26 protein-coding genes are annotated in these 19,017 nt (G+C 62.1%); 3 read left to right on the plus strand and 23 right to left on the minus strand.

Annotated features, from left to right (window positions below):
- The 20 genes from ACFC3J_RS03650 to ACFC3J_RS03745 form a co-directional block, all read right to left on the minus strand.
- Positions 1-309, minus strand: a 309-nt coding sequence (locus ACFC3J_RS03650) for a phage baseplate assembly protein V (protein ID WP_375194851.1), incomplete at its 3' end; no start/stop codon positions are given.
- Between the two features lie 200 nt (positions 310-509).
- The gene (locus tag ACFC3J_RS03655) at positions 510-740 is read right to left on the minus strand and encodes a hypothetical protein (protein WP_375194852.1); all 231 of its coding nucleotides are present in this window, start codon (positions 738-740) and stop codon (positions 510-512) included.
- A 432-nt stretch (positions 741-1,172) separates the two neighbouring features.
- On the minus strand, positions 1,173-1,508 hold the full coding sequence (locus ACFC3J_RS03660; protein WP_375194853.1) for a hypothetical protein: 336 nt from the start codon (positions 1,506-1,508) through the stop codon (positions 1,173-1,175).
- A gap of 133 nt (positions 1,509-1,641) precedes the next feature.
- Entirely contained in the window at positions 1,642-2,460 is an 819-nt protein-coding gene (locus ACFC3J_RS03665) for a DNA adenine methylase (RefSeq protein WP_375194854.1), read from the minus strand.
- 171 nt (positions 2,461-2,631) lie between these two features.
- Positions 2,632-2,889: a hypothetical protein gene (locus ACFC3J_RS03670; RefSeq protein WP_375194855.1), complete on the minus strand. Its 258-nt coding sequence runs from the start codon at positions 2,887-2,889 to the stop codon at positions 2,632-2,634.
- Between the two features lie 30 nt (positions 2,890-2,919).
- Positions 2,920-5,133 carry a phage tail protein gene (locus tag ACFC3J_RS03675; protein WP_375194856.1) on the minus strand — a complete coding sequence of 738 codons (2,214 nt, stop codon included), beginning with the start codon at positions 5,131-5,133 and terminating at the stop codon, positions 2,920-2,922.
- Positions 5,100-5,663 (minus strand): phage tail protein I, encoded by a 564-nt coding sequence (locus ACFC3J_RS03680; protein WP_375194857.1) that lies wholly within the window; start codon positions 5,661-5,663, stop codon positions 5,100-5,102. Before ACFC3J_RS03680 ends, ACFC3J_RS03675 begins: the two co-directional genes overlap by 34 nt.
- Positions 5,660-6,553 carry a baseplate J/gp47 family protein gene (locus ACFC3J_RS03685; protein ID WP_375194858.1) on the minus strand — a complete coding sequence of 298 codons (894 nt, stop codon included), beginning with the start codon at positions 6,551-6,553 and terminating at the stop codon, positions 5,660-5,662. Before ACFC3J_RS03685 ends, ACFC3J_RS03680 begins: the two co-directional genes overlap by 4 nt.
- A gap of 114 nt (positions 6,554-6,667) precedes the next feature.
- Complete coding sequence (locus tag ACFC3J_RS03690) at positions 6,668-7,627, minus strand: DUF6602 domain-containing protein (protein ID WP_375194859.1); 960 nt, start codon at positions 7,625-7,627, stop codon at positions 6,668-6,670.
- A gap of 39 nt (positions 7,628-7,666) precedes the next feature.
- On the minus strand, positions 7,667-8,338 hold the full coding sequence (locus ACFC3J_RS03695) for a phage virion morphogenesis protein (RefSeq protein ID WP_375194860.1): 672 nt from the start codon (positions 8,336-8,338) through the stop codon (positions 7,667-7,669).
- On the minus strand, positions 8,335-8,853 hold the full coding sequence (locus tag ACFC3J_RS03700) for a phage tail protein (protein WP_375194861.1): 519 nt from the start codon (positions 8,851-8,853) through the stop codon (positions 8,335-8,337). Before ACFC3J_RS03700 ends, ACFC3J_RS03695 begins: the two co-directional genes overlap by 4 nt.
- A 132-nt stretch (positions 8,854-8,985) precedes the next feature.
- Entirely contained in the window at positions 8,986-9,381 is a 396-nt protein-coding gene (locus ACFC3J_RS03705; RefSeq protein WP_103001269.1) for a hypothetical protein, read from the minus strand.
- A complete protein-coding gene (locus tag ACFC3J_RS03710; protein ID WP_103001270.1) occupies positions 9,378-9,830 on the minus strand; it encodes a D-Ala-D-Ala carboxypeptidase family metallohydrolase in 453 nt (150 codons plus the stop codon). The genes ACFC3J_RS03705 and ACFC3J_RS03710 overlap by 4 nt, the downstream gene beginning before the upstream one ends.
- Positions 9,831-9,832: 2 nt before the next feature.
- On the minus strand, positions 9,833-10,165 hold the full coding sequence (locus ACFC3J_RS03715; RefSeq protein ID WP_375194862.1) for a hypothetical protein: 333 nt from the start codon (positions 10,163-10,165) through the stop codon (positions 9,833-9,835).
- A 3-nt stretch (positions 10,166-10,168) separates the two neighbouring features.
- The gene (locus ACFC3J_RS03720) at positions 10,169-10,393 is read right to left on the minus strand and encodes a tail protein X (RefSeq protein WP_103001272.1); all 225 of its coding nucleotides are present in this window, start codon (positions 10,391-10,393) and stop codon (positions 10,169-10,171) included.
- Positions 10,393-10,875 carry a head completion/stabilization protein gene (locus tag ACFC3J_RS03725; protein WP_375194863.1) on the minus strand — a complete coding sequence of 161 codons (483 nt, stop codon included), beginning with the start codon at positions 10,873-10,875 and terminating at the stop codon, positions 10,393-10,395. Before ACFC3J_RS03725 ends, ACFC3J_RS03720 begins: the two co-directional genes overlap by 1 nt.
- Positions 10,872-11,144 (minus strand): hypothetical protein, encoded by a 273-nt coding sequence (locus ACFC3J_RS03730; RefSeq protein WP_375194864.1) that lies wholly within the window; start codon positions 11,142-11,144, stop codon positions 10,872-10,874. The genes ACFC3J_RS03725 and ACFC3J_RS03730 overlap by 4 nt, the downstream gene beginning before the upstream one ends.
- Before the next feature lie 120 nt (positions 11,145-11,264).
- Positions 11,265-12,065 carry a phage terminase small subunit gene (gene gpM / locus ACFC3J_RS03735; RefSeq protein WP_375194865.1) on the minus strand — a complete coding sequence of 267 codons (801 nt, stop codon included), beginning with the start codon at positions 12,063-12,065 and terminating at the stop codon, positions 11,265-11,267.
- Positions 12,066-12,104: 39 nt separating this feature from the next.
- Positions 12,105-13,193, minus strand: coding sequence for a phage major capsid protein, P2 family (locus ACFC3J_RS03740; protein ID WP_375194866.1), 1,089 nt, complete (start codon positions 13,191-13,193; stop codon positions 12,105-12,107).
- Positions 13,194-13,253: 60 nt separating this feature from the next.
- Positions 13,254-14,057: a GPO family capsid scaffolding protein gene (locus tag ACFC3J_RS03745; RefSeq protein WP_375194867.1), complete on the minus strand. Its 804-nt coding sequence runs from the start codon at positions 14,055-14,057 to the stop codon at positions 13,254-13,256.
- A gap of 163 nt (positions 14,058-14,220) precedes the next feature.
- Here ACFC3J_RS03745 and ACFC3J_RS03750 point away from each other — a divergent pair, with 163 nt between their 5' ends.
- Positions 14,221-16,077: a terminase large subunit domain-containing protein gene (locus ACFC3J_RS03750; protein WP_375194868.1), complete on the plus strand. Its 1,857-nt coding sequence runs from the start codon at positions 14,221-14,223 to the stop codon at positions 16,075-16,077.
- Positions 16,074-17,123 (plus strand): phage portal protein, encoded by a 1,050-nt coding sequence (locus ACFC3J_RS03755; protein WP_375194869.1) that lies wholly within the window; start codon positions 16,074-16,076, stop codon positions 17,121-17,123. The genes ACFC3J_RS03750 and ACFC3J_RS03755 overlap by 4 nt, the downstream gene beginning before the upstream one ends.
- A 70-nt stretch (positions 17,124-17,193) precedes the next feature.
- Here the strand turns inward: ACFC3J_RS03755 and ACFC3J_RS03760 are convergent, their stop codons facing one another.
- Positions 17,194-17,493, minus strand: coding sequence for a hypothetical protein (locus ACFC3J_RS03760; RefSeq protein WP_375194870.1), 300 nt, complete (start codon positions 17,491-17,493; stop codon positions 17,194-17,196).
- Positions 17,490-17,795: a hypothetical protein gene (locus ACFC3J_RS03765; protein WP_375194871.1), complete on the minus strand. Its 306-nt coding sequence runs from the start codon at positions 17,793-17,795 to the stop codon at positions 17,490-17,492. Before ACFC3J_RS03765 ends, ACFC3J_RS03760 begins: the two co-directional genes overlap by 4 nt.
- An 88-nt stretch (positions 17,796-17,883) precedes the next feature.
- Here ACFC3J_RS03765 and ACFC3J_RS03770 point away from each other — a divergent pair, with 88 nt between their 5' ends.
- Complete coding sequence (locus tag ACFC3J_RS03770) at positions 17,884-18,543, plus strand: SOS response-associated peptidase (RefSeq protein WP_375194872.1); 660 nt, start codon at positions 17,884-17,886, stop codon at positions 18,541-18,543.
- Here ACFC3J_RS03770 and ACFC3J_RS03775 read toward each other — a convergent pair.
- Positions 18,535-18,735 (minus strand): hypothetical protein, encoded by a 201-nt coding sequence (locus ACFC3J_RS03775; RefSeq protein ID WP_375194873.1) that lies wholly within the window; start codon positions 18,733-18,735, stop codon positions 18,535-18,537. The two genes, ACFC3J_RS03770 and ACFC3J_RS03775, sit on opposite strands and share 9 nt — an antisense overlap.
- Positions 18,736-19,017: the final 282 nt, after the last annotated feature.

Below are 19,017 nucleotides of genomic sequence, written 5' to 3' on the forward strand. Positions count from 1 at the left end.
ATCGGGCATATCGATCTGGACGACGTCGGGGTCGTTGGACGGGGGCGGATTATCGTCGGAATAGAGGCCCAGAATGACCAGCCCATTCTCCAGATCCCCTTCGGGAGCCAGCACCACGCATTGTTCGCCTACAGACGGCGGCGACCAATAGCGCACCCCTCCCGCGCGCTGGGCGACCCACGGCAATTCTCCGCTGGTCAGGTCGCCGAGCGTGACGGTGCAGGTCGAGTTCGCATGATCGACCGACGCGATGACGCCATACTGGATCGCTTCGCCGACCTGCTGTTCGGGATCTTGGGTGCTTGCCATGCGCGGACCATGGCGCGGGCGCTCAGACCTTTCGCGGCCCTGCATTTGGACAGGCAGCTATCCAAATGCAGGGCGTTGCCGCCGGGGCATCCGTTGCCGGGCAGATCTGACTGATGGCAACAAGGGGGGGGTAGCGGAATGTCGGCTTTGGGAAGATAACCGACGATAGCTGACCTTCAGGAGCAAAAGTCGTCCGAAAGCTATCGCGCCAGCGTCAGGTCCAAGCCCATCTTCATCGCGACAGCGTAGGTCGCAAGCAGCAAGCTTATCAGGGACACCGCCAAGATCGCGGCGATCTTACCAACAGCGCTAATGACGTCACCCTTACGGGCCTTCTTATCCTGATCATAATGCCATTTAATGGCGAAAAACATGCCCAGCCCCAGCACGACCAATTTAAATATTATCAAGCCAACGGGAATTATCTCCATCGTTCTTAATCATCCCAACAATCAAAAATCGTCGCCTCGTATGCCAAGAATGCGGCGACGGACATTGGTCATATTGTCAGCCCTTCGTCTTGGTAATCCAGCCCGCTAACTCTGGATCGCGAATCACCCACAACGCCATACCCACGCGCCATGAACCGCTGTTCCGCCTATACATTTACCGCGTGGCACCCGACACATGCAGGCGCAAGATTGGTCGATGGCCGACCGGCAGCTTTTCCTTTGCAAGATAGGCCGGTCGAACCTGAACGAGTGGCCGCTTCTGAGAGATGACGATGGGCCGCCGAGTGACGACAAATGGTCGTTCCGGATCGGCAGCTTACTCGCCAGTAACCGGACCAGCGGCTGATCGGCGGCGCGAAGTGATCCGCTGGCCGGGAGCGGCGATACCGGGTGGGTAGCGGATGGTCGGGTTTAGATATTAAGAAGGGCGTTGTCGGACCAAACATCCTCATATCCCTCAGCGACCAGAAACCTCCAGCCCGGAGGCAGGGCTATGAACGGCAATGCCGCCGGACAATACTCCTCCAAATGGTAAACATGCAGCGGCCTAAAAAAATCCGGGTCATCGGACCACTCTCCTGACCAGATGAACCATCCTGTCGTCCCACTTTCCGGTGGATGACGAAGACCATTGAGCGGCAACTCACCTCGCAGGGCGCTCTCGGAAATACCGACCTTGTATGTCTCTTCGGACGGCATGAACTTTGCGCCATACCGCTGACATATCTCAAGCTGCATTTCATCCATGCGCTAGATTTAGCGGGGTCTGCCTATGTCCGCTATGGGGAAGCCAGAAAACTATCGTGATCGGCGAAAACTGGTCGCTTACGCTTTGGCAGCTTTGGCCCCCGTCATTGGTAGGATGCGGGGGCCGTCGTGACTAGCGATCGTTCGCGGGCTGCGGGAAATTGCTGATTAACACTTCGCCCGCCTTGGTCGGCTTGCCGCCGACGCTGTAGGTCGTGTCGATCCCGCTGATCGTGAAGCGGGAGAAGGTGTCCCGCACGCCCTCATTATCGTTCAAGGACATGAGGAACCGGCCTTTGATCCCGGCCAGCTGATCCGCCAGTGCGGCAAAGTCATCTCGCCCGAAAACATCAGGACCATAGTCGCGCTCGCATGCCCAATAGGGCGGATCGAGGTAGAACAGTGCGCCGTCGCGGTCATAGCGGCGGACGAAGTCGGCATAGGGCAGGCGCTCGATCACGACGGCTTGCAGGCGTTCATGCACATCGGCCAGCATCGGCTCGATCTTGCTGACGTCGAACCGCGCCGGGGCCGCCGCGTCCACACCGAAGTTCCGGCCTGACACCTTGCCGCCGAAGGCGAGGCGCTGGACATAGAGGAAGCGGACAGCGCGCTGCAGGTCGGTCAGGCGGTCAGGATCCTGCCCCAGCAGCCGCTCGAACTCGGCCCGGCTCGCCACGCGGAATCGCAGCATGTCGACCAGATAGGGATAATGTTCGGCAAGGCAGCGGAACAGCGTCACGACGTCGCCCGAAATGTCGTTGATCGCTTCGGCGCGGGGGCGGCGCGTGCGGCGCAGGAAGATGCCGCCCATGCCCACGAAAGGCTCCGCATAGCTGCTGTGCGGGACGCTATCGATGATGGCGCATATGCGCCGGGAAAGGTTGCGTTTTCCGCCGATATATCCGGCGACGGGCGAAACGGGGCGAACGGGAACAAAAGGGGTAGACATGTAGGAAATCCTGCACGATGTCCCGACGCGGCATGCCACGGAGGGAACTCAAAAACGGGCGGGCGCGCCGCCCTGAGAGTGCGAGTGCAGGCTCGCGGTTTGGAGATGTGGGGACATCCCAAGCCCCCTCCGTAAAGGGGGAGCGGCGGCGTTCATAGCCGCCGTCGGTCGTTATTCGGCTGTCGGTTCGACCGCGGGGATTTCCGGTTCCGGCGGCGGCACGGTGATGACGCCAAGGCCGATCTTTTGCGCGACGCCACGCGCCACTTCTGCAACGCGCTCTTTGGTTGCGGCCCTGTCATAAGTGCCATCGTCTTTCAGCACGGCGTTGACGCGGCGTTCGTGTTTGATGTCGCCGCTGGTGAAGGAGACGGGGACGCTCCGGCTTTCCGGGTCAAAGACGCCGATTTTGCTTGTCAGTTCGGTCATAGGGACTCCAGTGCTTGGGGTTGTAGAGGGTTAGACGCCGGTAGTGCGGACCCAAACCGTCACGGTGCGGTCATCAGCGTTCCAAAAAGTAATGCTGGTCGGAGGCGAACCGTTGATGGCAGTAACGCCGGTATTCTGCTGGATTTGAGTATTGCCGCCAGCCGTATTCACGCCATAGGTCGGATGGACCCAGGACGAATGCGCCGTAGGCAGCGTGTAGGTTGCATAGCTGTCCTGGCCGATCGTGATCGTGCCCCACGTTTCCTTCCGGCCGGACGCGTAAACGATATAGCCGCCGTTAGCCGTGAGGTTCTGAGAAACGATGCGGTCAAAATCGGTGGCCTGATATCCGTCCAGCAAATCGGCGTCGAGGCCGGAACCAGAGCCGTCGTTGCTAGCGCGCCATACATTGGCGATCTGCTGGTCAAAGACAAAGGCCCCAAGATCAGTGACATCAACCTGCCCCTTTAGCCGCAGGGATGGTCCGTGCCATCCGATATAGATTTTGTTGGTGCCTTGACCGGTTCCGCCGCCCTGCTGGACAGGCGTGAAGCCGAGGCGGCCAGCCACGTCGGAATAGTAGCTGCCCTGCTGGCCGTCGAGCAGATCGGCATCAAGGCCCGACCCTGCGCCGTCGTTGGAAGAATGCCAGGCAACGCCGCCTTGGATGTAGAAGGCGCCGCCATAAGCCCAATTCCAGACGCTGCCATATTGCGTATCGTAGAGGCCCAGTGCGACGTTGCTGGCATAGAGATAGGCCGTTTGACCAGCTCGCACGAACTCAACATGCTTCTCAGCGGTGTGAACCGAAGAAAAGACGAGGTTCCCAGCGCTGAAGGCCAACGTTCCCGACATGGTGTCCCCGGCCTTATTGACGGGTGTGTAGCCAAGACGCTGGGGGATATTTGAATAATAGCCACTGTCCTGACCGTCGAGCAAATCAGCGTCCAGCCCAGACCCTGCGCCATCATTGCCCGCATGCCATACAGTGGAGCCTCCCCATTGCAGCGTGCTATCCAAGGTGAGCCGAAGAGAGCCGGGCTGGATCAGAAGCCTAGTGTTCGCGCCCGACGAGGTATCTTCGCGAACGCTAAATGATGAACCGTCGGTGATGACGTGCCATTGTTTCCCGGTATCGGTCTCCGACATCGCAATCCATGGCACCGCGCTTTCGAGCGTCAGCTTGCCCGTCATGGTGCCGCCAGTGACCGGAAGAGGAACATAGCCGAGGCGCTGGGTGATGTTCGAATAGTAGCTGCCGTCCTGCCCGTCGAGCAGATCGGCGTCGAGGCCCGAACCCGCCCCATCGTTGTTCGGTCCCCAAAAGACGCCCTGACCCTGCGATGACGCCATGCCAGCAGGTGTCAGCATCAAACCGCTGACGAACGAAGAACCGAAATTGTCCGTGGTGTATTGCAGGTGAAAATTGCCGCCACTTCCCGCGAGATTAGTCCCGATGGCGCGCCATTTATAGTTCCCGGTGCCCGAAAAATGCAGTTCCTGACTGCCGATTTTGGAGATCGCGAGGTTGCCGGTGAAGGTGTCGCCCGCCCGATTTGCGGGCGTGTAGCCGAGACGCTGCGGGATGTTCGCATAGTAGCTGCCGTCCTGCCCGTCGAGCAGATCGGCGTCGAGGCCGCTGCCGGAACCATCCTGCGCCAGCAGCCACCCCAAGATTGCGGCCTTGGCGGCAACGGGCGTCAGGGCGCGCAGGGCGTCGATACCGGCCTGCGCCTCTGCGACGGTCGCGAGTTCAACCACGCCTTGCCGTTCCGTCGTGGCGGGCGGGTTGAGGAAATTGGTGTCGCCGAAGGTCAGCATGGTGGCGGCCACGTCGGCGAACTGCACGTCGATCGCGAGCAGCATGATCGCCTGCGCCGACTTTTCCAAGATGGCTTCCGCCTGCCCGTAAATGGCGAACAGGGTGCCGTCGGCCAGATAGAGGGCGAAGCTGCGGACCGTGAAAACGTCCGCGCTCTCGTCGCGCACGATCAGATGGATCGTATCGTCGGCAACGACATCGCCGGAGATCGTCGCGATGCGCTTATATTCGCCGGGCAGTGCCGTAATGCCGACGCCGGGAACAACGGCGGTGGCGGTAAGGCCGACCTGCGCGATGGCGACAGGTGCCGTGCCGGTGTTGCTGGCATTTACAAGCGCGGCGCGGCCCGCATTGGTGACGATAGCGGTAAGGGCCATGATTCCTCCGGTCAGGGGGCGGGAGTTTCGGGCGGCGCCGTGCAAGGCAGGCGGGCATAGATGATCGGGCGAACAGCCGCGATCAGGCCGATGCTGGCCTTGGCGGTGATGCCCTGGGTGAAGGTGAAGTGGCTGCGCACCGGCTTGGCGCGACTGACTTCGGCGATGACCTGATCGACAAAGGCCGCCGATGCGGGCGCGCCGTTCTGGTCAAGATTGAGGACGAGGTTGAAGGTGTGCGGATCACCCTTCGGCTCCATCTGCCACCATTCGCGGATAGCGACCGAGCCGCCGAAACTCTGGACGACGGCGCGCACGGATGCGGCGGTGCCCTTCTGACGGGCGATGATGATGGCCTTGCGGACGCGCTCGCGCTTGACGCCTTCCGGCCAATCGCTCGACCAATTGTCGAGCGACAGCCCCCACGCCAGCCATGGCAACAGGGCGCTGGGGCAGTTGGACGGCGACCAGACGTCCCTGACCAGCACGGCGATGTCGAGCAGGCGCGCAATGACCTGCTCCAGCGCCTTTTCGAGATCGGTCGATGCCGGGGGCAGAATGGACGGATAGGTCATTCGCCCGTCCCCGCGTAGCTGAGCGTGATGCCGGTGCAGTAAGGGGCCTGCTCGCGCGAGATCACGATGTCCGCAGCCGGGGACGTCAAGACGACATTCTGCACGCCCTCGACATGCAGGGCGGCGAAGATGCCCGATCGAGTGATGTCGCGGCCAAGGCGGTGGCTGGAGGCGACATAATCATCCAGCTTGGCGCGGGCCGCGTCGAGAACCACGCTGCCATCGGGACCGCTGAATGTCGTGATGGTGGCGTTGACGTTGTAATTGACGATCGCGGCGGACTGGACGGTCACAAAGTCGGTCAGCGGGCGGCGCGTTTCGTCGGAGACATAGGCGGCGACGGTGGCGATCAGCCCGGCGGACGCCGCGCCCGATCCGGTGCGGGACAGGACAGACACCAGAACTTCGCCGGGGTCGGGGCTGGTCGCGCTGGCGTCCAGCACATCGGGGTCCGCCGACAGGGCGTGGAAGATATAGGCCCCTTCCGGCCCAGCCACGGAATAGCCTTCGGGTGCCAGCACCATGCGGCGGCGGAAATCGGCGTCGCTCTCCATGACAGCCGGGATCCCCAGCACTTCATCCGCCGGGGTGATGGTCAGGCGAGTGATGCCGAACAGGGCGGCGATGTTGTCGAGATCCGCGCCCACCGCATAGGCGGGCATGACGGCGCGGGCAGCGTCGTTGACGCGCTGGCGCAGCAGCTGGGCGAAATAGGCGAAGGTCTGGAGCAGCTTGGATGCCGGGTCGCTGTCCCGGCTCACAAATTCCGGCATCAGCGTCTGCATGAATGCGACGGCGTCCGCGTAGATCGTTTCGAAATCTAGCGGGTCGATTATGTCCGGCGCGGGAAGGCGCGACAGATCAACGGCGGTGAAGGTTGCATCGGCCATGGCCGCCATGTCGGGGCAGGCTATGGGGGTGCGCTATGCCCCTGTATTTGGACAGGCGGCTATCCAAATGAAGACTTAGCGTGTGGATCAAAAGGCCGAGGGCCAAATCCCGTTTTAGAAGGAAGCCATTTCCCACTCGTCCCATGTGCCGGTGTTCAACAGTCGCCCACCGTCGATTCCTTGGCGGACTTCAGCGGAGAAAACGGACGGAGGCCAAAATTGCATTCCGCCCGATCCATTGCCCATGAGATCGGTCAGACGATAGTAATCAGCGATGTCCCGAATGCTGGGGTCAGTTTGTGCCAACCTTCTGGTAAGAGTGCAGATCATCGCACCTATCGGCTGAAAGGTGGTCTTCTGCCCGTCAGTTGCGACCGTCGCCCCAGAGAGTGATCCACCCACCCCCCATTCCCCGCCGAACAGTGTGCGCAAGGCCTGTTCTTCATTTGGCATCCAGCTTGCTCGATAGCAGGCCGCTAGCAAAGGTGCCCATGTGCCAACGTCGGCAACGCAGACAAGGTCGATCAAATTAGAGGGACGATTTGCGGCCTCTGATACATTTCGTAAAGCCGTTTCGATATTTTCAGCTGGGCGCGACGCACCGGCCTTCCAAGCATGGGAATGTGCCAAGACACCGTATATAAGAGGGGAGCGCAGTTCTGCAGCTGGGCTGCCCAACCGGTTAGGGAATAAGGCCTTGAATTTAGCGCACCTCTCACCGGAAGCCTTGATGTGTTCAGATCGGAGGGTGGTTTTGCACTCGAAGGCGGCCGCCACACCGCCCGCTAACCAGACCTTCTTTTCGCGCAGCTTCAACGGATAGGAGGGTTTGAGCACAAGGACGTCAATTTGGGGAGACATCCGGCCATCGGTCCCGATTATTCTGCCCTTGGTAGTGACGAAATAATGCGGCGGAAGCCATTCTCGCAGCAAAGTTGCCCAGTTTTCTTCCCCTTCATCACCGGCTGTGCCGGGATCCTCAGCCGTTTTCTCGAATATGCGTTTGTATTCCGAGGCCATTTCAAGGGCGACTTGAGCCATAAATGTATGAAGGTCGTGGACTTTTTCACTCATGCGCGCTGCATAAGAGCATTCACATCGCAGTCCAAGAGTTTAGCCACTCGCAATCTGTTGATAGAGTAGATCCAGCAGCTGCTCGCGATCGGCGGCTGTCGCGCCGAGCAGTTCGCGCTTCAGATAGGGCACGGCTTGCGCCCGCAGGGAAGGCTTGTCCCGCAGGCCATATTGGTGGACGCCCGCGATCTGCGACACCTTGCCGGAAAAACCTACCCAGAAGCCCTGATCGTCCGTGCCGGTGCGCAGGAATCGCCCACTCGCCAAGCGCCGGAACATGGCGCGGCGACGCAGGCCACCCCGGCGGCGCAGGCTGCTGCCGCCCGCGTTGCGATGCTCCTCCGGGACCGGGAGCCATTTGACGACCTTGTCGAACTCGAATGAGCGGATCCCGCCCGCCTCAATATCGAAGCCGGTCATCATGCGGCCTGTCGTCCAGGCGAAAGACTTCATGATGACCTTGCGCGGCTCGACGCCGCCGCCGGATGGATAGAGGAAGCATGTCGCGCCCCGCCCCGGCACCGGCGGGGCCTTTTCCTTTCGCGCCTCGAATTTCGAGCCGTCAGGCTGGCGCTGGGCGGCGATGCGCTCGCGCTGACTCTGGGCCAAGGTGCGGGCCATGCGGCGCATGAGGGTGCGGCGCTGGCCTGACGACAGGCTGCGGATCAGCGCCCCGGCAATGCGCTCGATCTCGGCAAGATCCTCGCTCATGCGTTCGGCGGAATCGCCGGGGTCAGATCCGCGTTGGGATCGGACGTCTCAACCAGCAATTCTGTGTTGCCGAAGCCCTGAAGGAATGAGGCTGTGACGCCGTCGAAGGCGTCGCAGAAATTCGGCTCCGCCGGGTGCTGGACGTCATAGCCGCTGCCATCGGCGCGGGGCAGGACAAGGACGGTTTCGGTCAGGTCGATCGAGATCAGGATGTCCGACGCTTCGCTGTCGAGCAGTTCGGCCTGAAAGGTGAAGGGCTGGGCATCGGTGCGGCGCAGCAGCTGGGGCTGTTCCTTCTCGATCCATGCCAGCATCGGCACCATGATCGTGTCGGCGTCCCCGGCAAATTCCCAGATCCCGACCTTGAGCGTATAGGCATAGACGAATGACAGCGTGCGGGACTGGCGCGTGCCGATCTGCCCGCCTTCCACATAGATCTGGAGGCGGTCAGGGTGGGTTTTCAGGTCGGGCAGGAAGGCGGTGAGCCACTGCCGCAGGCTGTCGGCCTTGCGCATCGTCAGTCCGCCTGTCCGTTCGCCATGCGGGCCTGCGCCTGCAATTCGATCAGGGTGGCGCGGATCTGGCCCGCGACGTCATAAATGCTGGTGAGACTGCCGAGGCATTGCGCCCCGGTCATCTCGCCCGCGTCAGTCCGCTGGACTTTCGGCAATGGGGCGGGTGTCGCCAGCAATCCCCCAGAGATCTTCGCTGTTGGCCGTGGCTGCGGCGCGGTCGAGCAGGCCGACGCCATCAGCATCGACGCACAGATTGCGATAGACCGGCTTTTCGATGACCTTCTGAGTTTCATTGTAGATTTCCCTGACATTGCCCTGCCGGGCATATTCCGCCGCCTGTGCGCGCTCGGTCGAGGCGTCCAGCTGGGCCTGTAGCTTCTTGGCGGCGGCCTCCCGCGCATCGTCGGCGCGTTTCTGCGCCGCCTGTTCCTGCGCGCTGCCGACGCTGGTGCCGTAGAAGAAGCCGCCGATTCCTGCCGTGCAGGCGGCCAGCGCGGCGGCCATGGCGAGGTGCGATTTCCCGATCATGCCAGTAGCCCCTTGAAATAGGCCCGGCGCGAATAGGTCAGGACGTCCTTGCGCAGCCGGCCATCCCGATAGCTGACATGGACCCAGCCGCTGTTGGGCTGGCCCCGCGTGTAATTTTCGAGGATCAGTTGATCAAAAGGCAGGTGGTCGCGGATGAAGGTCGCCACGGTCACATTGTCGATGCCGACAATTTCCAAATCACCGGCTTCGCCCTTCGGATGCTGGCTGCTGTCGGTCGACCCAACGGCGCGGTTCAGGCGCGACGAGCGGAACCCCGAATTGATCCGGACGGGCCGCCCGAAATGGGCGCGCAGCGGCTCCAGCACCTTGACGCATAGCAGGCGCATGGCGGCGATCTGGGCAGCGTTGGGCGTGTTGTCGATCCGCTGCGCGACGGCGGTCGCCGATGCGGTGAATTCGGCCAGGCTAAAATTGGGCGACAGCTGCATGGTCAGTCCTTTTTGGGCAGGAAGCGGTCAGCGAGGCGGCCCGGCACGCTGGTCAGCGTGTCGATCGCGGCCTTGGCGATGCGGGGGGTGGCGTCGAAGGCCAGCAGCGCGACGGCGAACGCGATCGACTGCGCGGCAAAGTGGTTCCATCCCGTCACGGCGATGATGGCGATGGTCGCGTAATAGCTGACCGTCGATCCAACCACCCACTGGAGGAAGCGCTGGCGGAAAGGCAGGGCGGGCTTCCACGCCTGCGCGACGGCGGAACCGATCAGCGACGGGGTTAGCGAGCCGATCAATTCGGCGGCGGATTCCAGAAGGTGGCGCAGGTCCATGGATCAATCCCAAAGCTGAATGAGGGGGCGCACGCGGGTTGCGCTTGCGTCGGCGGTTGCGGGCACGATGACGATGGTGCCGAGCGGAAGAATGGGGCCAAGATCGGCCAGCCCCGGATTGGCGTCGCAGACGCGGGAAATCTCGCTTGGACCAAGCCCGGCATCGCGCCACAGCAGCAGATCCAGCTTGTCCCCTGATCGGGCGACAAGGCGCTGCTCGGATGCCATCAGATGAGGTCCACCACGGTTCGGGTCTGCCCCAGAATGTCGCGCACCGCGTGCATGGCATCGCGGCGCAGGCTGCCGATCGCCGTGGCCGCGTCATTGCCTTCCGCGCCTCCCGCTGCGGTCGTATCGAAGTCAGGATGCCGCTCGATCAGTTCGGCCTTGGCGTAGAGCGCGACGGCGCGGTGATAGCGGAACAGCTGCACGCTCTCGCCGTCCAGCTGGGGCGCGGGGACGGCGGCAAGGGAGGCGTGCCCGGCTGCGATGGAAGCCGCGGCGAATTGCTGCAGGTCGATTCCTGCTGTCATGATCGCGCCAATAATGGCGGCGCGCAGCCGCGCGGGCGTGATGCTGGTCGGGATTCTCGCGGCATCACGCACCGCTGCCGGGGCGATGTCTGGGAAGAAACCGTCGTTGAGGACAGGCACTTCCCCTTCGGGCGGCTGATAGATCACAGACGCGGACGGGCGGGCGACGAAGGTCATGGGAACAGGAAAAGGATCTGCGCGAGCTTGTTCATGATCAGCACGATCAGCAGCAGCAGGGCGAGCGCCTTTGCCCAAAGGAGGAGGCTGACCCATCGCACCCAAGGCCATGTCCAGAATTTGACCGCCGCTACCGATGGGCCGCGAGCCTCGTCAAACATGATGGCCCCGCCGATCGCGGCAGCTACGCCTATGGGCGTCAGCACAAGGATGAGGCCCGCCATCAGCAGCGTCTTGAAAATAAGCCAGATTACGATTGCGATGCTCATGATGTCCTCCGATTTCGGCCCACCGGCTTACAGGGGTGAGGATCGGGGCAGAGTGCGGCCCTGCGGCCCGAAAGCCTCCCGCATCGCGCGATCCGCCCCTGAGCGCCGGGGGCGAGCCTGTCAGGCGGCAGCGCCGCCCTGTTCGTTGTTCGATGGAGCCGCCGTTTTGGCCGCCGCTACGGCGGCCAGCAGCTTTTCAGCCCGCTTAATGCGATCCTTGACGCCGATGCGGTCATTCAGGCGCTGGGCCTCGCGCAATGTCGCGATGGTCGCGTTCAAAGCCTCATCGGAATCTTCGACTACCAGCCCTTCGCATATGGTCAGCTGCTCGATGCCGATGGCCTTAAGCAGCTTGGCGCGGACTTCGTCATGGATGTCCAAAGCGGCGGTCAGACGAGAAGCGCGGACGAGAATTTCGAGAGGGAAGGAAGCGCCAGCGCCTTGCGCCTTAAGAGCGCCGGTGGCGATCTCTTCCACGATGATCGTCGCCGCGTCACGCTGATAGCGCGAGGGCATGGCGACCTTGTGCTTGAGGATGAAGGGCGCGAGATCGAGGGCATCGGCATATGCGCCAGTGTCGATCAGCCAGACCATGACGGTGGGCACGACTTCGGCGGCGAGGCCGGTTCCGACGCCCGCATCGGCGGCGAGGATTCCAGCGACCCAATCGCGATATTCGGGCAGCATTTCGCGCTTTGCCGCGATCTTGAGGTCGATCGAGCGGATTTCCTTGAGGCGTCGCAGATCGTGCGTCAGACGCAGGCCGATCTGCGCGGCGGCGCGGGCTTCCGGGGAAGAGTTGGCCGCCCCCGCTGCCGGGAGAGTTGCGACAGCGGGGGAGGCGTCCGCTCCACCTTCGGGAGCAGACGCGACGGTTTTGGCAGCAAGGATCCTGTCCCTGTGGCGGCGAGCGAGGCTCATGTGCGTGTCCTGTCAGATGGAGGGGATTGCGGGGTCAGATCAGGCGGGCTTCTTGCCCATCACGACGTTTTCCACGAGCGCGGTGCGCCCATAGTCTTCCACGACGTAATCCTCATTGACCGATTCATAATTCTCGATCTGATCGAGGGCCGGTTCGTCCCTGATCTGGCGACGGCGGGTCTCTTCCTGCCAATAGATCGACAGGTTATCGAGACTAGTGATCAGCATCGCGTCTTCCGGGAAGAAGGGCACGATGATCGCGCGCTTGCCCGCCAGCTGCATGGGCAGCGTCAGGATGCGGCTCGCGGCCTCGCGTTCGGTCGCGGTGTCACCGGCGGCTTGCAGCAGGTTCAGATACTTGTCCTTGACCAGCTTCCAGCCCACGATGACCACCAGATCGGTGTCCGAGCGATGCCAGGGGTCGAGCAGATCCAGCGCATCAAACGCCAGCGCGTCGAGATTGGCGAAATCTGCGTCGGCGGTGGCGACGTTGGTGGCGTCGGCGTCCACGATTTCGACACCTTCGCCAGCAGCGACGTAGATCGCCTTGGTGCCACCGGACGTCAGCGCACCGTCGTCCAGCACGCGCTCTTCGGCATGGGTGCGGACCTTGTGCAACCAGCCTTCATTGACGTCCTGCAATAGCGGATTGGCGGTGCGGTCCGTGGTGGCCGCCGCCGATGTGCCGTTGAAACCGATCATGATGCGGTCGCGGCCCTGCTGTTTCAGGATCACGTCGCGCAGCAGCGTCTGAAAGTTCGGCTTATGCCGCCATGCGTCCAGCTTCGTGTATTTGATGGCGTGGTCGTAATTGGTCTGGCGGCAGAAATAGCCGCCGTCGTCCGTGGTGTCGGTCGGATCGGTGGGCGTGCGGCGCGTGCCGCCTGCGGTGTTGGTGCGTCCAGCGAGCGGGCGCGTCACGGTGACGCCGACCTTATCGCCCGACTGCTCCGGTACGCCGACAATGTTGATCTGCTGGAGGAAGTCGCTCGATTCCTGAATTTTCTCTTCCAGCGTCTGTTCGACCGCCGGAGCGACGCTGAACTTGACGGAAGCACTCGCGACGCCGTTCAGCAACGCGATCTGTCTGACATAGGCGGTGAAAAGCAGGCGGGTCGAATTACGCATGTGCGTTGGCTCCTAGTGGGGCATTTGGGCGGGGCGGTCTGGGTCGGGCGAGGCGCGGGATCAGCAATCGGTCTGGATGGTGCCGTTGCCGCCGGTGGCGGGCGTGCGCTTGAAGGTCTGCTGCTGCTCCGTAGATTCCAACTTGGTCTTGAGCGCGGTCAGTTCGGACTGGAGGGCGGTGACGGCGTCGCCAACCGGCTTCACGGCGGCGGCGATCTGCTGACCCATGACCTTGCCGAAAGCCTCGACGTCGAAGCTATTGTCGTTCGCAGGCTTGGGCGCGGGCGGCGTGACAGCATCGTCCTTCTTCTCCTTTTTGAAGAAGGCGAGGATCGAGCGCCCGATGCTCTCCCCGATGGCTTCGCCGTCGATCGGCCCGGCCAAGATCTCGATTTCCGTCTCATGGGCGGACGAAAAGACGTTCGAGCGGGATTTGACGGCGAATTTCAGGGCTTCGGTGCCCAGCGAGGCGGGCTGATCGGTTACGGCAAGGCCGACCAGATAGGCTTTGCCCTCACCGGCGAAGTTCGGGTGGATTTCGCAGCTGGTGAACAGCTTCTGCCCGGCCTTGTTGATCTCGACCAGCTGATCGTTGGCGTCGATCTCGGCATAGAGCGCCAGCAGCGTCTTCTTTTCGCCGTTGATGGTCAGTTCGACCTCTTCGGCCTTGAGCGACAGGACGGAGCCATAGGCGTTGAAGGGGCGATCCGGGCTGTAACCGGCGATATGTTCGCAATTGATCCGCGCCGTGTAGGTGGCGGGGTCATAGCTGGCCGCCATCTGCTCGATCCATGCGCGCTCGATGACGCGGCCATCGACGGTCGCACCTTCGACTGCGACGCGGAAAAACTTGGTCTTTGCCATGATCGGTCCGGTTCCCTTGGTTGCTTGACGGCGAGGCCGTGGCCTGAATGACGGCAGAAAGGGGCTGTCGGGCGGGCAGGCTCAAGTCCCTGCATTTGGACAGGCGGCTATCCAAATAGACGCCAATGATCAGCGGCTTGGGCGCGGGGCATGGTCCGCCCCGATGACCACGCACGTCCTTCAACAGACCGGCCCGCTATCCGCCTATCTGCGGTTCGATCCTGAGCGCCACGCGCGCAGCCTCTACTGGCGCGGGTGGGGCATTACCCAGATCACCGAAGAATTCGCGCTGCATGGCGTCGTGGACGACAAGGGAAAGCCGTTCGGGCGGCCCACGATCGCATCATGGAAACAGCGCCAACGCTGGGATGATGCGCCGTCGATCAAGAAGATCGAGGATGGGCTGGAAATCCGGCTGCTGACCCTGATCGCCAAGGAAAAGAAAACCAGCGCCGATCTGGTCGAGATGGATGCGCTCAACCGCTCCATCGAAAGTCTGGCCAAGGTCCGCCGCTATGAAGCCCCCGGCGGCCACGCGGGCGACCTGAACGACAAGGTAGCGAACCGGAACAGTGGCGAGCGCAAGAAGCCTCAGAAAAACCACTTCACCGAAGAAAAAGCGGAAGAACTCAAGCGCATCTTCCTCGCCGGATGCTTCGATTATCAGTTGCGGTGGTGGAAGGAAAAGGATCAGCGCACGCGCATGATCCTCAAGTCGCGCCAGATCGGCGCGACCTATTATTTCGCCTTCGAAGCGTTGATGGACGCGATCGAGACGGGCCGTAACCAGATCTTCCTGTCGGCATCAAAAGCCCAGGCACATCAGTTCCGGTCCTATATCGTCAGCTTCGCCAAGCTGGTCGGCGTGGCGCTGGCGGGCGATCCCATGGTCATCACGTCCGACCTGCTCGCCCCGGAGGATGCGGGCGCGGAACTACACTTTCTGGGCACCAATTTCCGCACTGCACAGGGCCGCAGCGGCAATTTCTATTTTGACGAATTCTTCTGGGTCCATTCGTTCGAGGAATTGAACAAGGTCGCGTCGGGCATGGCGACGCACAAGAAATGGCGGAAAACCTACTTTTCTACGCCATCGACCATCGCGCACCCGGCGCATCCCTATTGGACCGGCGAGCGCCGAAACCGCCGCCGCAAGAAGGCCGATCGGGTGGAAATCGACGTCAGCCATGATGCGCTGGCGACGGGCAGCGTCGGGCCGGATCGGGTCTGGCGCAACATCGTCACGATCCGCGACGCGGAGGCGGGCGGATGCGACCTGTTCGATATTGAAGAACTGGAGGACGAATATGCGCCCGACGAATTTGCCAACCTCTATATGTGCAAGTTCGTGGACGACAGCCTGTCGGCCTTCAAATTCAACGACCTGATCACCTGCGGCTGCGACAGCCTGATCGAATGGGAAGATTTCAACCCGGAGGCGGCCCGGCCCTATGGCAATCGCTCGGTCTGGGCGGGCTATGATCCGCAGGAAAGCGAGAATGGCGATAATGCGGCGCTGGTCATCGCCGCGCCACCGTTGGTCGAGGGCGGCAAGTTCAGGATCCTTGAGCGCCATCAGCTGCGCGGCCTCGACTTCGAACAGCAGGCGGAATTCATCAAGGCGGTCCTGAGCCGCTATACCTGCTCCTATCTTGGCATCGACGCCAAGGGCGTGGGGGCGGGCGTCTATCAGCTGCTCGCCAAGCCGGGAGCCATGCCCGGCTGCTCGGTCGCCAAGATCGAATATTCGCTCGAACTCAAGACGCAGATGGTCATGAAGGCGCAGAATGTCATCCGCCGGGGCCGCCTCGCATTCGATAGCGGCCTGCTCGACATCGTGTCAGCCTTCGTTTCGATCAAGAAGACGCTGACCACCAGCGGGCGCAACGTCACCTTCAAGGCAGGGCGCGGCGGTGATGACGGCCACGCCGATCTGGCTTGGGCCACCATGCACATCCTCATGAATGAACCGCTCGACGGCAAGGAAGCGCCAAAGGGCACGATGGAGATTATCGAATGAGCAAGCGCGCACGCCGTATGAACCGCCGGGAATCGGCCGCAGCAGCTGACGGCGCGATCGTCGCGAGCAACGATAATCGCCGGGGCGTGGTCGAGGCGTTCACCTTCGGGGATCCTGAGCCGGTGCTGAGCCGGGCCACCATGCTCGACATGCTGGAATGTTGGGACAATGGCCGCTGGTATGAGCCGCCGATCGCGCTGGACGGCCTCGCCCGCGCGTTTCGCGCGTCGCCGCACCATAGCAGCGCCATCATGCTCAAGCGGAACCTGCTGGCGGCCAGCCTCGATCCCACGCCGTTTCTGTCGCGCAAAGCGTTCGCCGGTATGGTGCAGGACTATCTGGTGATGGGGAACGCCTATGCGCAGGAGATCCGCAACCAGCTGGGCGGCGTGATGCGGCTTGAGCATCCCCTTGCGAAATATACGCGGCGTGGTGTCGAGCCGGGGCGCTTCTGGTGGGTGCCAGGGTATCGCAATGAGCGCGAGTTCGAGCCGGGGACAGTGCATCAGATTCTCGCGCCTGACATCAATCAGGAAATCTACGGCCTGCCTGAATATCTGTCGGCGCTCCAGTCCGCCCTGCTCAATGAGAACGCCACGCTGTTCCGCCGCCGCTATTTCGAGAACGGGAGCCATGCGGGCTACATCCTTTATGCCACGGGCGAGTTCGCCAATGGCGACATCGACGCGATGCGCGAGGCGCTGAAACGCGCGAAGGGGCCGGGCAACTTCCGCAATATGTTCGTGCATTCGCCGAACGGGAAGGACGGCGGCATCAAGATCATCCCGATCGCGGAGGTCGGGGCCAAGGATGAGTTTCTGGGGATCAAGAACACGACGCGGGACGATGTGCTGGCCGCGCACCGCGTGCCGCCCCAGCTGCTCGGCATCATCCCGGCGAATGCGGGCGGCTTTGGCGATCCGGCCAAGGCGCTCGACAGCTTCTTCGAACTGGAGATCGAGCCGTTGCAGTCGGTGTTCCTCGACCTCAACGACCAGCTGGGCTTTGAGGCGCTCCGGTTCCTCAAGCGGGTGAAGGCGGTCTAGTCGTCGCATCCCTCATGATCGGCGATCATGGAAGGCGGCCCGGTTTCGGGCCGCCTTTTTCCTGCCTGTCCTAATCAATCACTATGTCAGGCGATGGAATGGAGGCGCGAAGATCAGCCGCGCTCACGCTCCATGCTCGCGCCAATGCTTCCAGTTCGGCGCCTGAAACACGATCGCCATATTCGATGGCGGCGAAGCGCTGAGAAGGTATGCCCGTGAGCCGGGACAGCTTTACATAAGGGATGCATTTTTGCCGTTGCCAAGCGCCGAACCAGTTGCTGCCGGTGCGGATCGCATGGGCGACCGGATGATCCGATGAAAAGGTGTCGAGGATTTTAGGGATTGGTTGCTCACCCTTCCGTCGGCTCATTCCACCAAGCCTCTCGCGTCGGCTGCAAAGAATGCCAGCGTTTCTTCGACCTCCTCGATCATTTCGACCCGCGATGCGACTGTAAGGTCATACTTGAGCGCATATTGGATCGCCGCATCGATCGCGTGGACAGGGGACGCATAGCCGGGATCAAGGCGCCTGTAAGTGAATGTCGGATGGGGTTCATCCTTGCGTACCGCGATGAACCAAAGGTCATCGCCAAATTCCAGTGCCACATCGGGCGCGGAAACAGGGGCCGGGGCAATAGCGGGTTCAGGGGAAAGATCGGGTTCTGGTTGCATCTTTCGTCTCCTTGCGAGTCGCATCGTTATAGAACAAAATGAGAACAAAAGGGAGTCGATTGACTCTCGGCAAGGCGCATTACAGGCTATGACCATGTGCAATAGGGCAGAACGCGGCGATACGCAGAAGGTGCTGAACCTGTTCGGCGCCCGACGCGGTGTCCGGTTCAATGAAGGGCCGCTGGAGACACACCCGGCTCAGCCCGGCACTGTCATCAGGCTGGAGGACGGCCAGCGGGTGCTGGAACAGATGACGTGGGGATTTCCGCTCGCGCAGAAGAGCAAGAAGACGGGACAGCCGCTCAAGCCGAAGCCGGTGAATAATGCCCGCTTCGACAAGCTGGGTAGCTATTGGAAGCGATGGGCTGTGGATCCGCGCAACAGATGCCTGATCCCTACGGCGCGATATGCCGAGGCGGTCGGTGAAGCTGGCCGGATGACGGAGACCTGGCTTTCCGTGAAGGACCAGCCAATCTTCGCTTGGGCGGGCCTATGGTCGAACAGCGATGAGTGGGGGGCGGTCTATACCGGCGTCATGACCGACAATGCTCCCGAACTCATCGACATTCACGATCGGTCGCCGGTGATCCTTGATCCGCAGGAATGGGATATCTGGCTGCATGCCCCGCTGGAAGAGCTTTATCAGTTCGACCGGCCCTATCCGGCAGACCGGATGATTGTCGAGCATACGGCAAACCCTTGGTTCAGGAAGAAGGGCAGCGCTCCAATGGGGCCAGCCCTACTGTGATCGACGGTTGAAGATCGCCCGTCCGAACATCGCGAAGGCCGCGATGAATATCCAGCGCATCGCGAACAGAGCGGCCAGTGTGGCCAACGCTGCATCATCCGGTGCGCGCCAATAGGAAATGGCGAGCGCCGCGATGGTAACGGCGGTCAGTAGGGGCCAGAGCGTGCGGCGGTGCTGTGAGTTCAACGGCATGCAGTCCGCCTGATGCCGATCAGACGACGCGAGCGCAACCAAACCGCCATCGGGCGCGGGGGGAGGCCGCTGGCACCCCTCAAAACGCGCTTTTCCCCCCGCCTCGCCCGCGCGCTTTTTATGTCCCTTTTGATGCACCACCGACACCCCCGGAAAGCGGCCTAGATCGTTGGCCGGTTACCGATCATCAGGCGGCCCGCGCTGATGCGTTTTGATGCACCCAGAGCGCCCTCTTTGGGCCGGTGCGACAATCCCGAAAAATGATGCTCCTTACCGTTGAAA

Origin of the sequence: Sphingobium sp. (genome assembly GCF_041987595.1) — a bacterium.
Lineage (GTDB): Bacteria > Pseudomonadota > Alphaproteobacteria > Sphingomonadales > Sphingomonadaceae > Sphingobium.

Excerpts from the sequence above, each read along its gene's own strand:
- ACFC3J_RS03760 (WP_375194870.1), bottom strand. The coding sequence starts at position 17,493 with ATGAGCCGACGGAAGGGTGAGCAACCAATCCCTAAAATCCTCGACACC.
- ACFC3J_RS03755 (WP_375194869.1), top strand. The coding sequence starts at position 16,074 with ATGAGCAAGCGCGCACGCCGTATGAACCGCCGGGAATCGGCCGCAGCA.
- ACFC3J_RS03700 (WP_375194861.1), bottom strand. The coding sequence starts at position 8,853 with ATGCGCAAGGCCGACAGCCTGCGGCAGTGGCTCACCGCCTTCCTGCCC.
- ACFC3J_RS03710 (WP_103001270.1), bottom strand. The coding sequence starts at position 9,830 with ATGCAGCTGTCGCCCAATTTTAGCCTGGCCGAATTCACCGCATCGGCG.
- ACFC3J_RS03720 (WP_103001272.1), bottom strand. The coding sequence starts at position 10,393 with ATGGCATCCGAGCAGCGCCTTGTCGCCCGATCAGGGGACAAGCTGGAT.
- ACFC3J_RS03750 (WP_375194868.1), top strand. The coding sequence starts at position 14,221 with ATGACCACGCACGTCCTTCAACAGACCGGCCCGCTATCCGCCTATCTG.
- gpM (WP_375194865.1), bottom strand. The coding sequence starts at position 12,065 with ATGAGCCTCGCTCGCCGCCACAGGGACAGGATCCTTGCTGCCAAAACC.
- ACFC3J_RS03690 (WP_375194859.1), bottom strand. The coding sequence starts at position 7,627 with ATGAGTGAAAAAGTCCACGACCTTCATACATTTATGGCTCAAGTCGCC.
- ACFC3J_RS03660 (WP_375194853.1), bottom strand. The coding sequence starts at position 1,508 with ATGGATGAAATGCAGCTTGAGATATGTCAGCGGTATGGCGCAAAGTTC.
- ACFC3J_RS03655 (WP_375194852.1), bottom strand. The coding sequence starts at position 740 with ATGGAGATAATTCCCGTTGGCTTGATAATATTTAAATTGGTCGTGCTG.
- ACFC3J_RS03770 (WP_375194872.1), top strand. The coding sequence starts at position 17,884 with ATGACCATGTGCAATAGGGCAGAACGCGGCGATACGCAGAAGGTGCTG.
- ACFC3J_RS03705 (WP_103001269.1), bottom strand. The coding sequence starts at position 9,381 with ATGATCGGGAAATCGCACCTCGCCATGGCCGCCGCGCTGGCCGCCTGC.
- ACFC3J_RS03775 (WP_375194873.1), bottom strand. The coding sequence starts at position 18,735 with ATGCCGTTGAACTCACAGCACCGCCGCACGCTCTGGCCCCTACTGACC.
- ACFC3J_RS03685 (WP_375194858.1), bottom strand. The coding sequence starts at position 6,553 with ATGGCCGATGCAACCTTCACCGCCGTTGATCTGTCGCGCCTTCCCGCG.
- ACFC3J_RS03730 (WP_375194864.1), bottom strand. The coding sequence starts at position 11,144 with ATGAGCATCGCAATCGTAATCTGGCTTATTTTCAAGACGCTGCTGATG.
- ACFC3J_RS03765 (WP_375194871.1), bottom strand. The coding sequence starts at position 17,795 with ATGCAACCAGAACCCGATCTTTCCCCTGAACCCGCTATTGCCCCGGCC.
- ACFC3J_RS03670 (WP_375194855.1), bottom strand. The coding sequence starts at position 2,889 with ATGACCGAACTGACAAGCAAAATCGGCGTCTTTGACCCGGAAAGCCGG.
- ACFC3J_RS03665 (WP_375194854.1), bottom strand. The coding sequence starts at position 2,460 with ATGTCTACCCCTTTTGTTCCCGTTCGCCCCGTTTCGCCCGTCGCCGGA.
- ACFC3J_RS03745 (WP_375194867.1), bottom strand. The coding sequence starts at position 14,057 with ATGGCAAAGACCAAGTTTTTCCGCGTCGCAGTCGAAGGTGCGACCGTC.
- ACFC3J_RS03680 (WP_375194857.1), bottom strand. The coding sequence starts at position 5,663 with ATGACCTATCCGTCCATTCTGCCCCCGGCATCGACCGATCTCGAAAAG.
- ACFC3J_RS03715 (WP_375194862.1), bottom strand. The coding sequence starts at position 10,165 with ATGGACCTGCGCCACCTTCTGGAATCCGCCGCCGAATTGATCGGCTCG.
- ACFC3J_RS03725 (WP_375194863.1), bottom strand. The coding sequence starts at position 10,875 with ATGACCTTCGTCGCCCGCCCGTCCGCGTCTGTGATCTATCAGCCGCCC.
- ACFC3J_RS03740 (WP_375194866.1), bottom strand. The coding sequence starts at position 13,193 with ATGCGTAATTCGACCCGCCTGCTTTTCACCGCCTATGTCAGACAGATC.
- ACFC3J_RS03695 (WP_375194860.1), bottom strand. The coding sequence starts at position 8,338 with ATGAGCGAGGATCTTGCCGAGATCGAGCGCATTGCCGGGGCGCTGATC.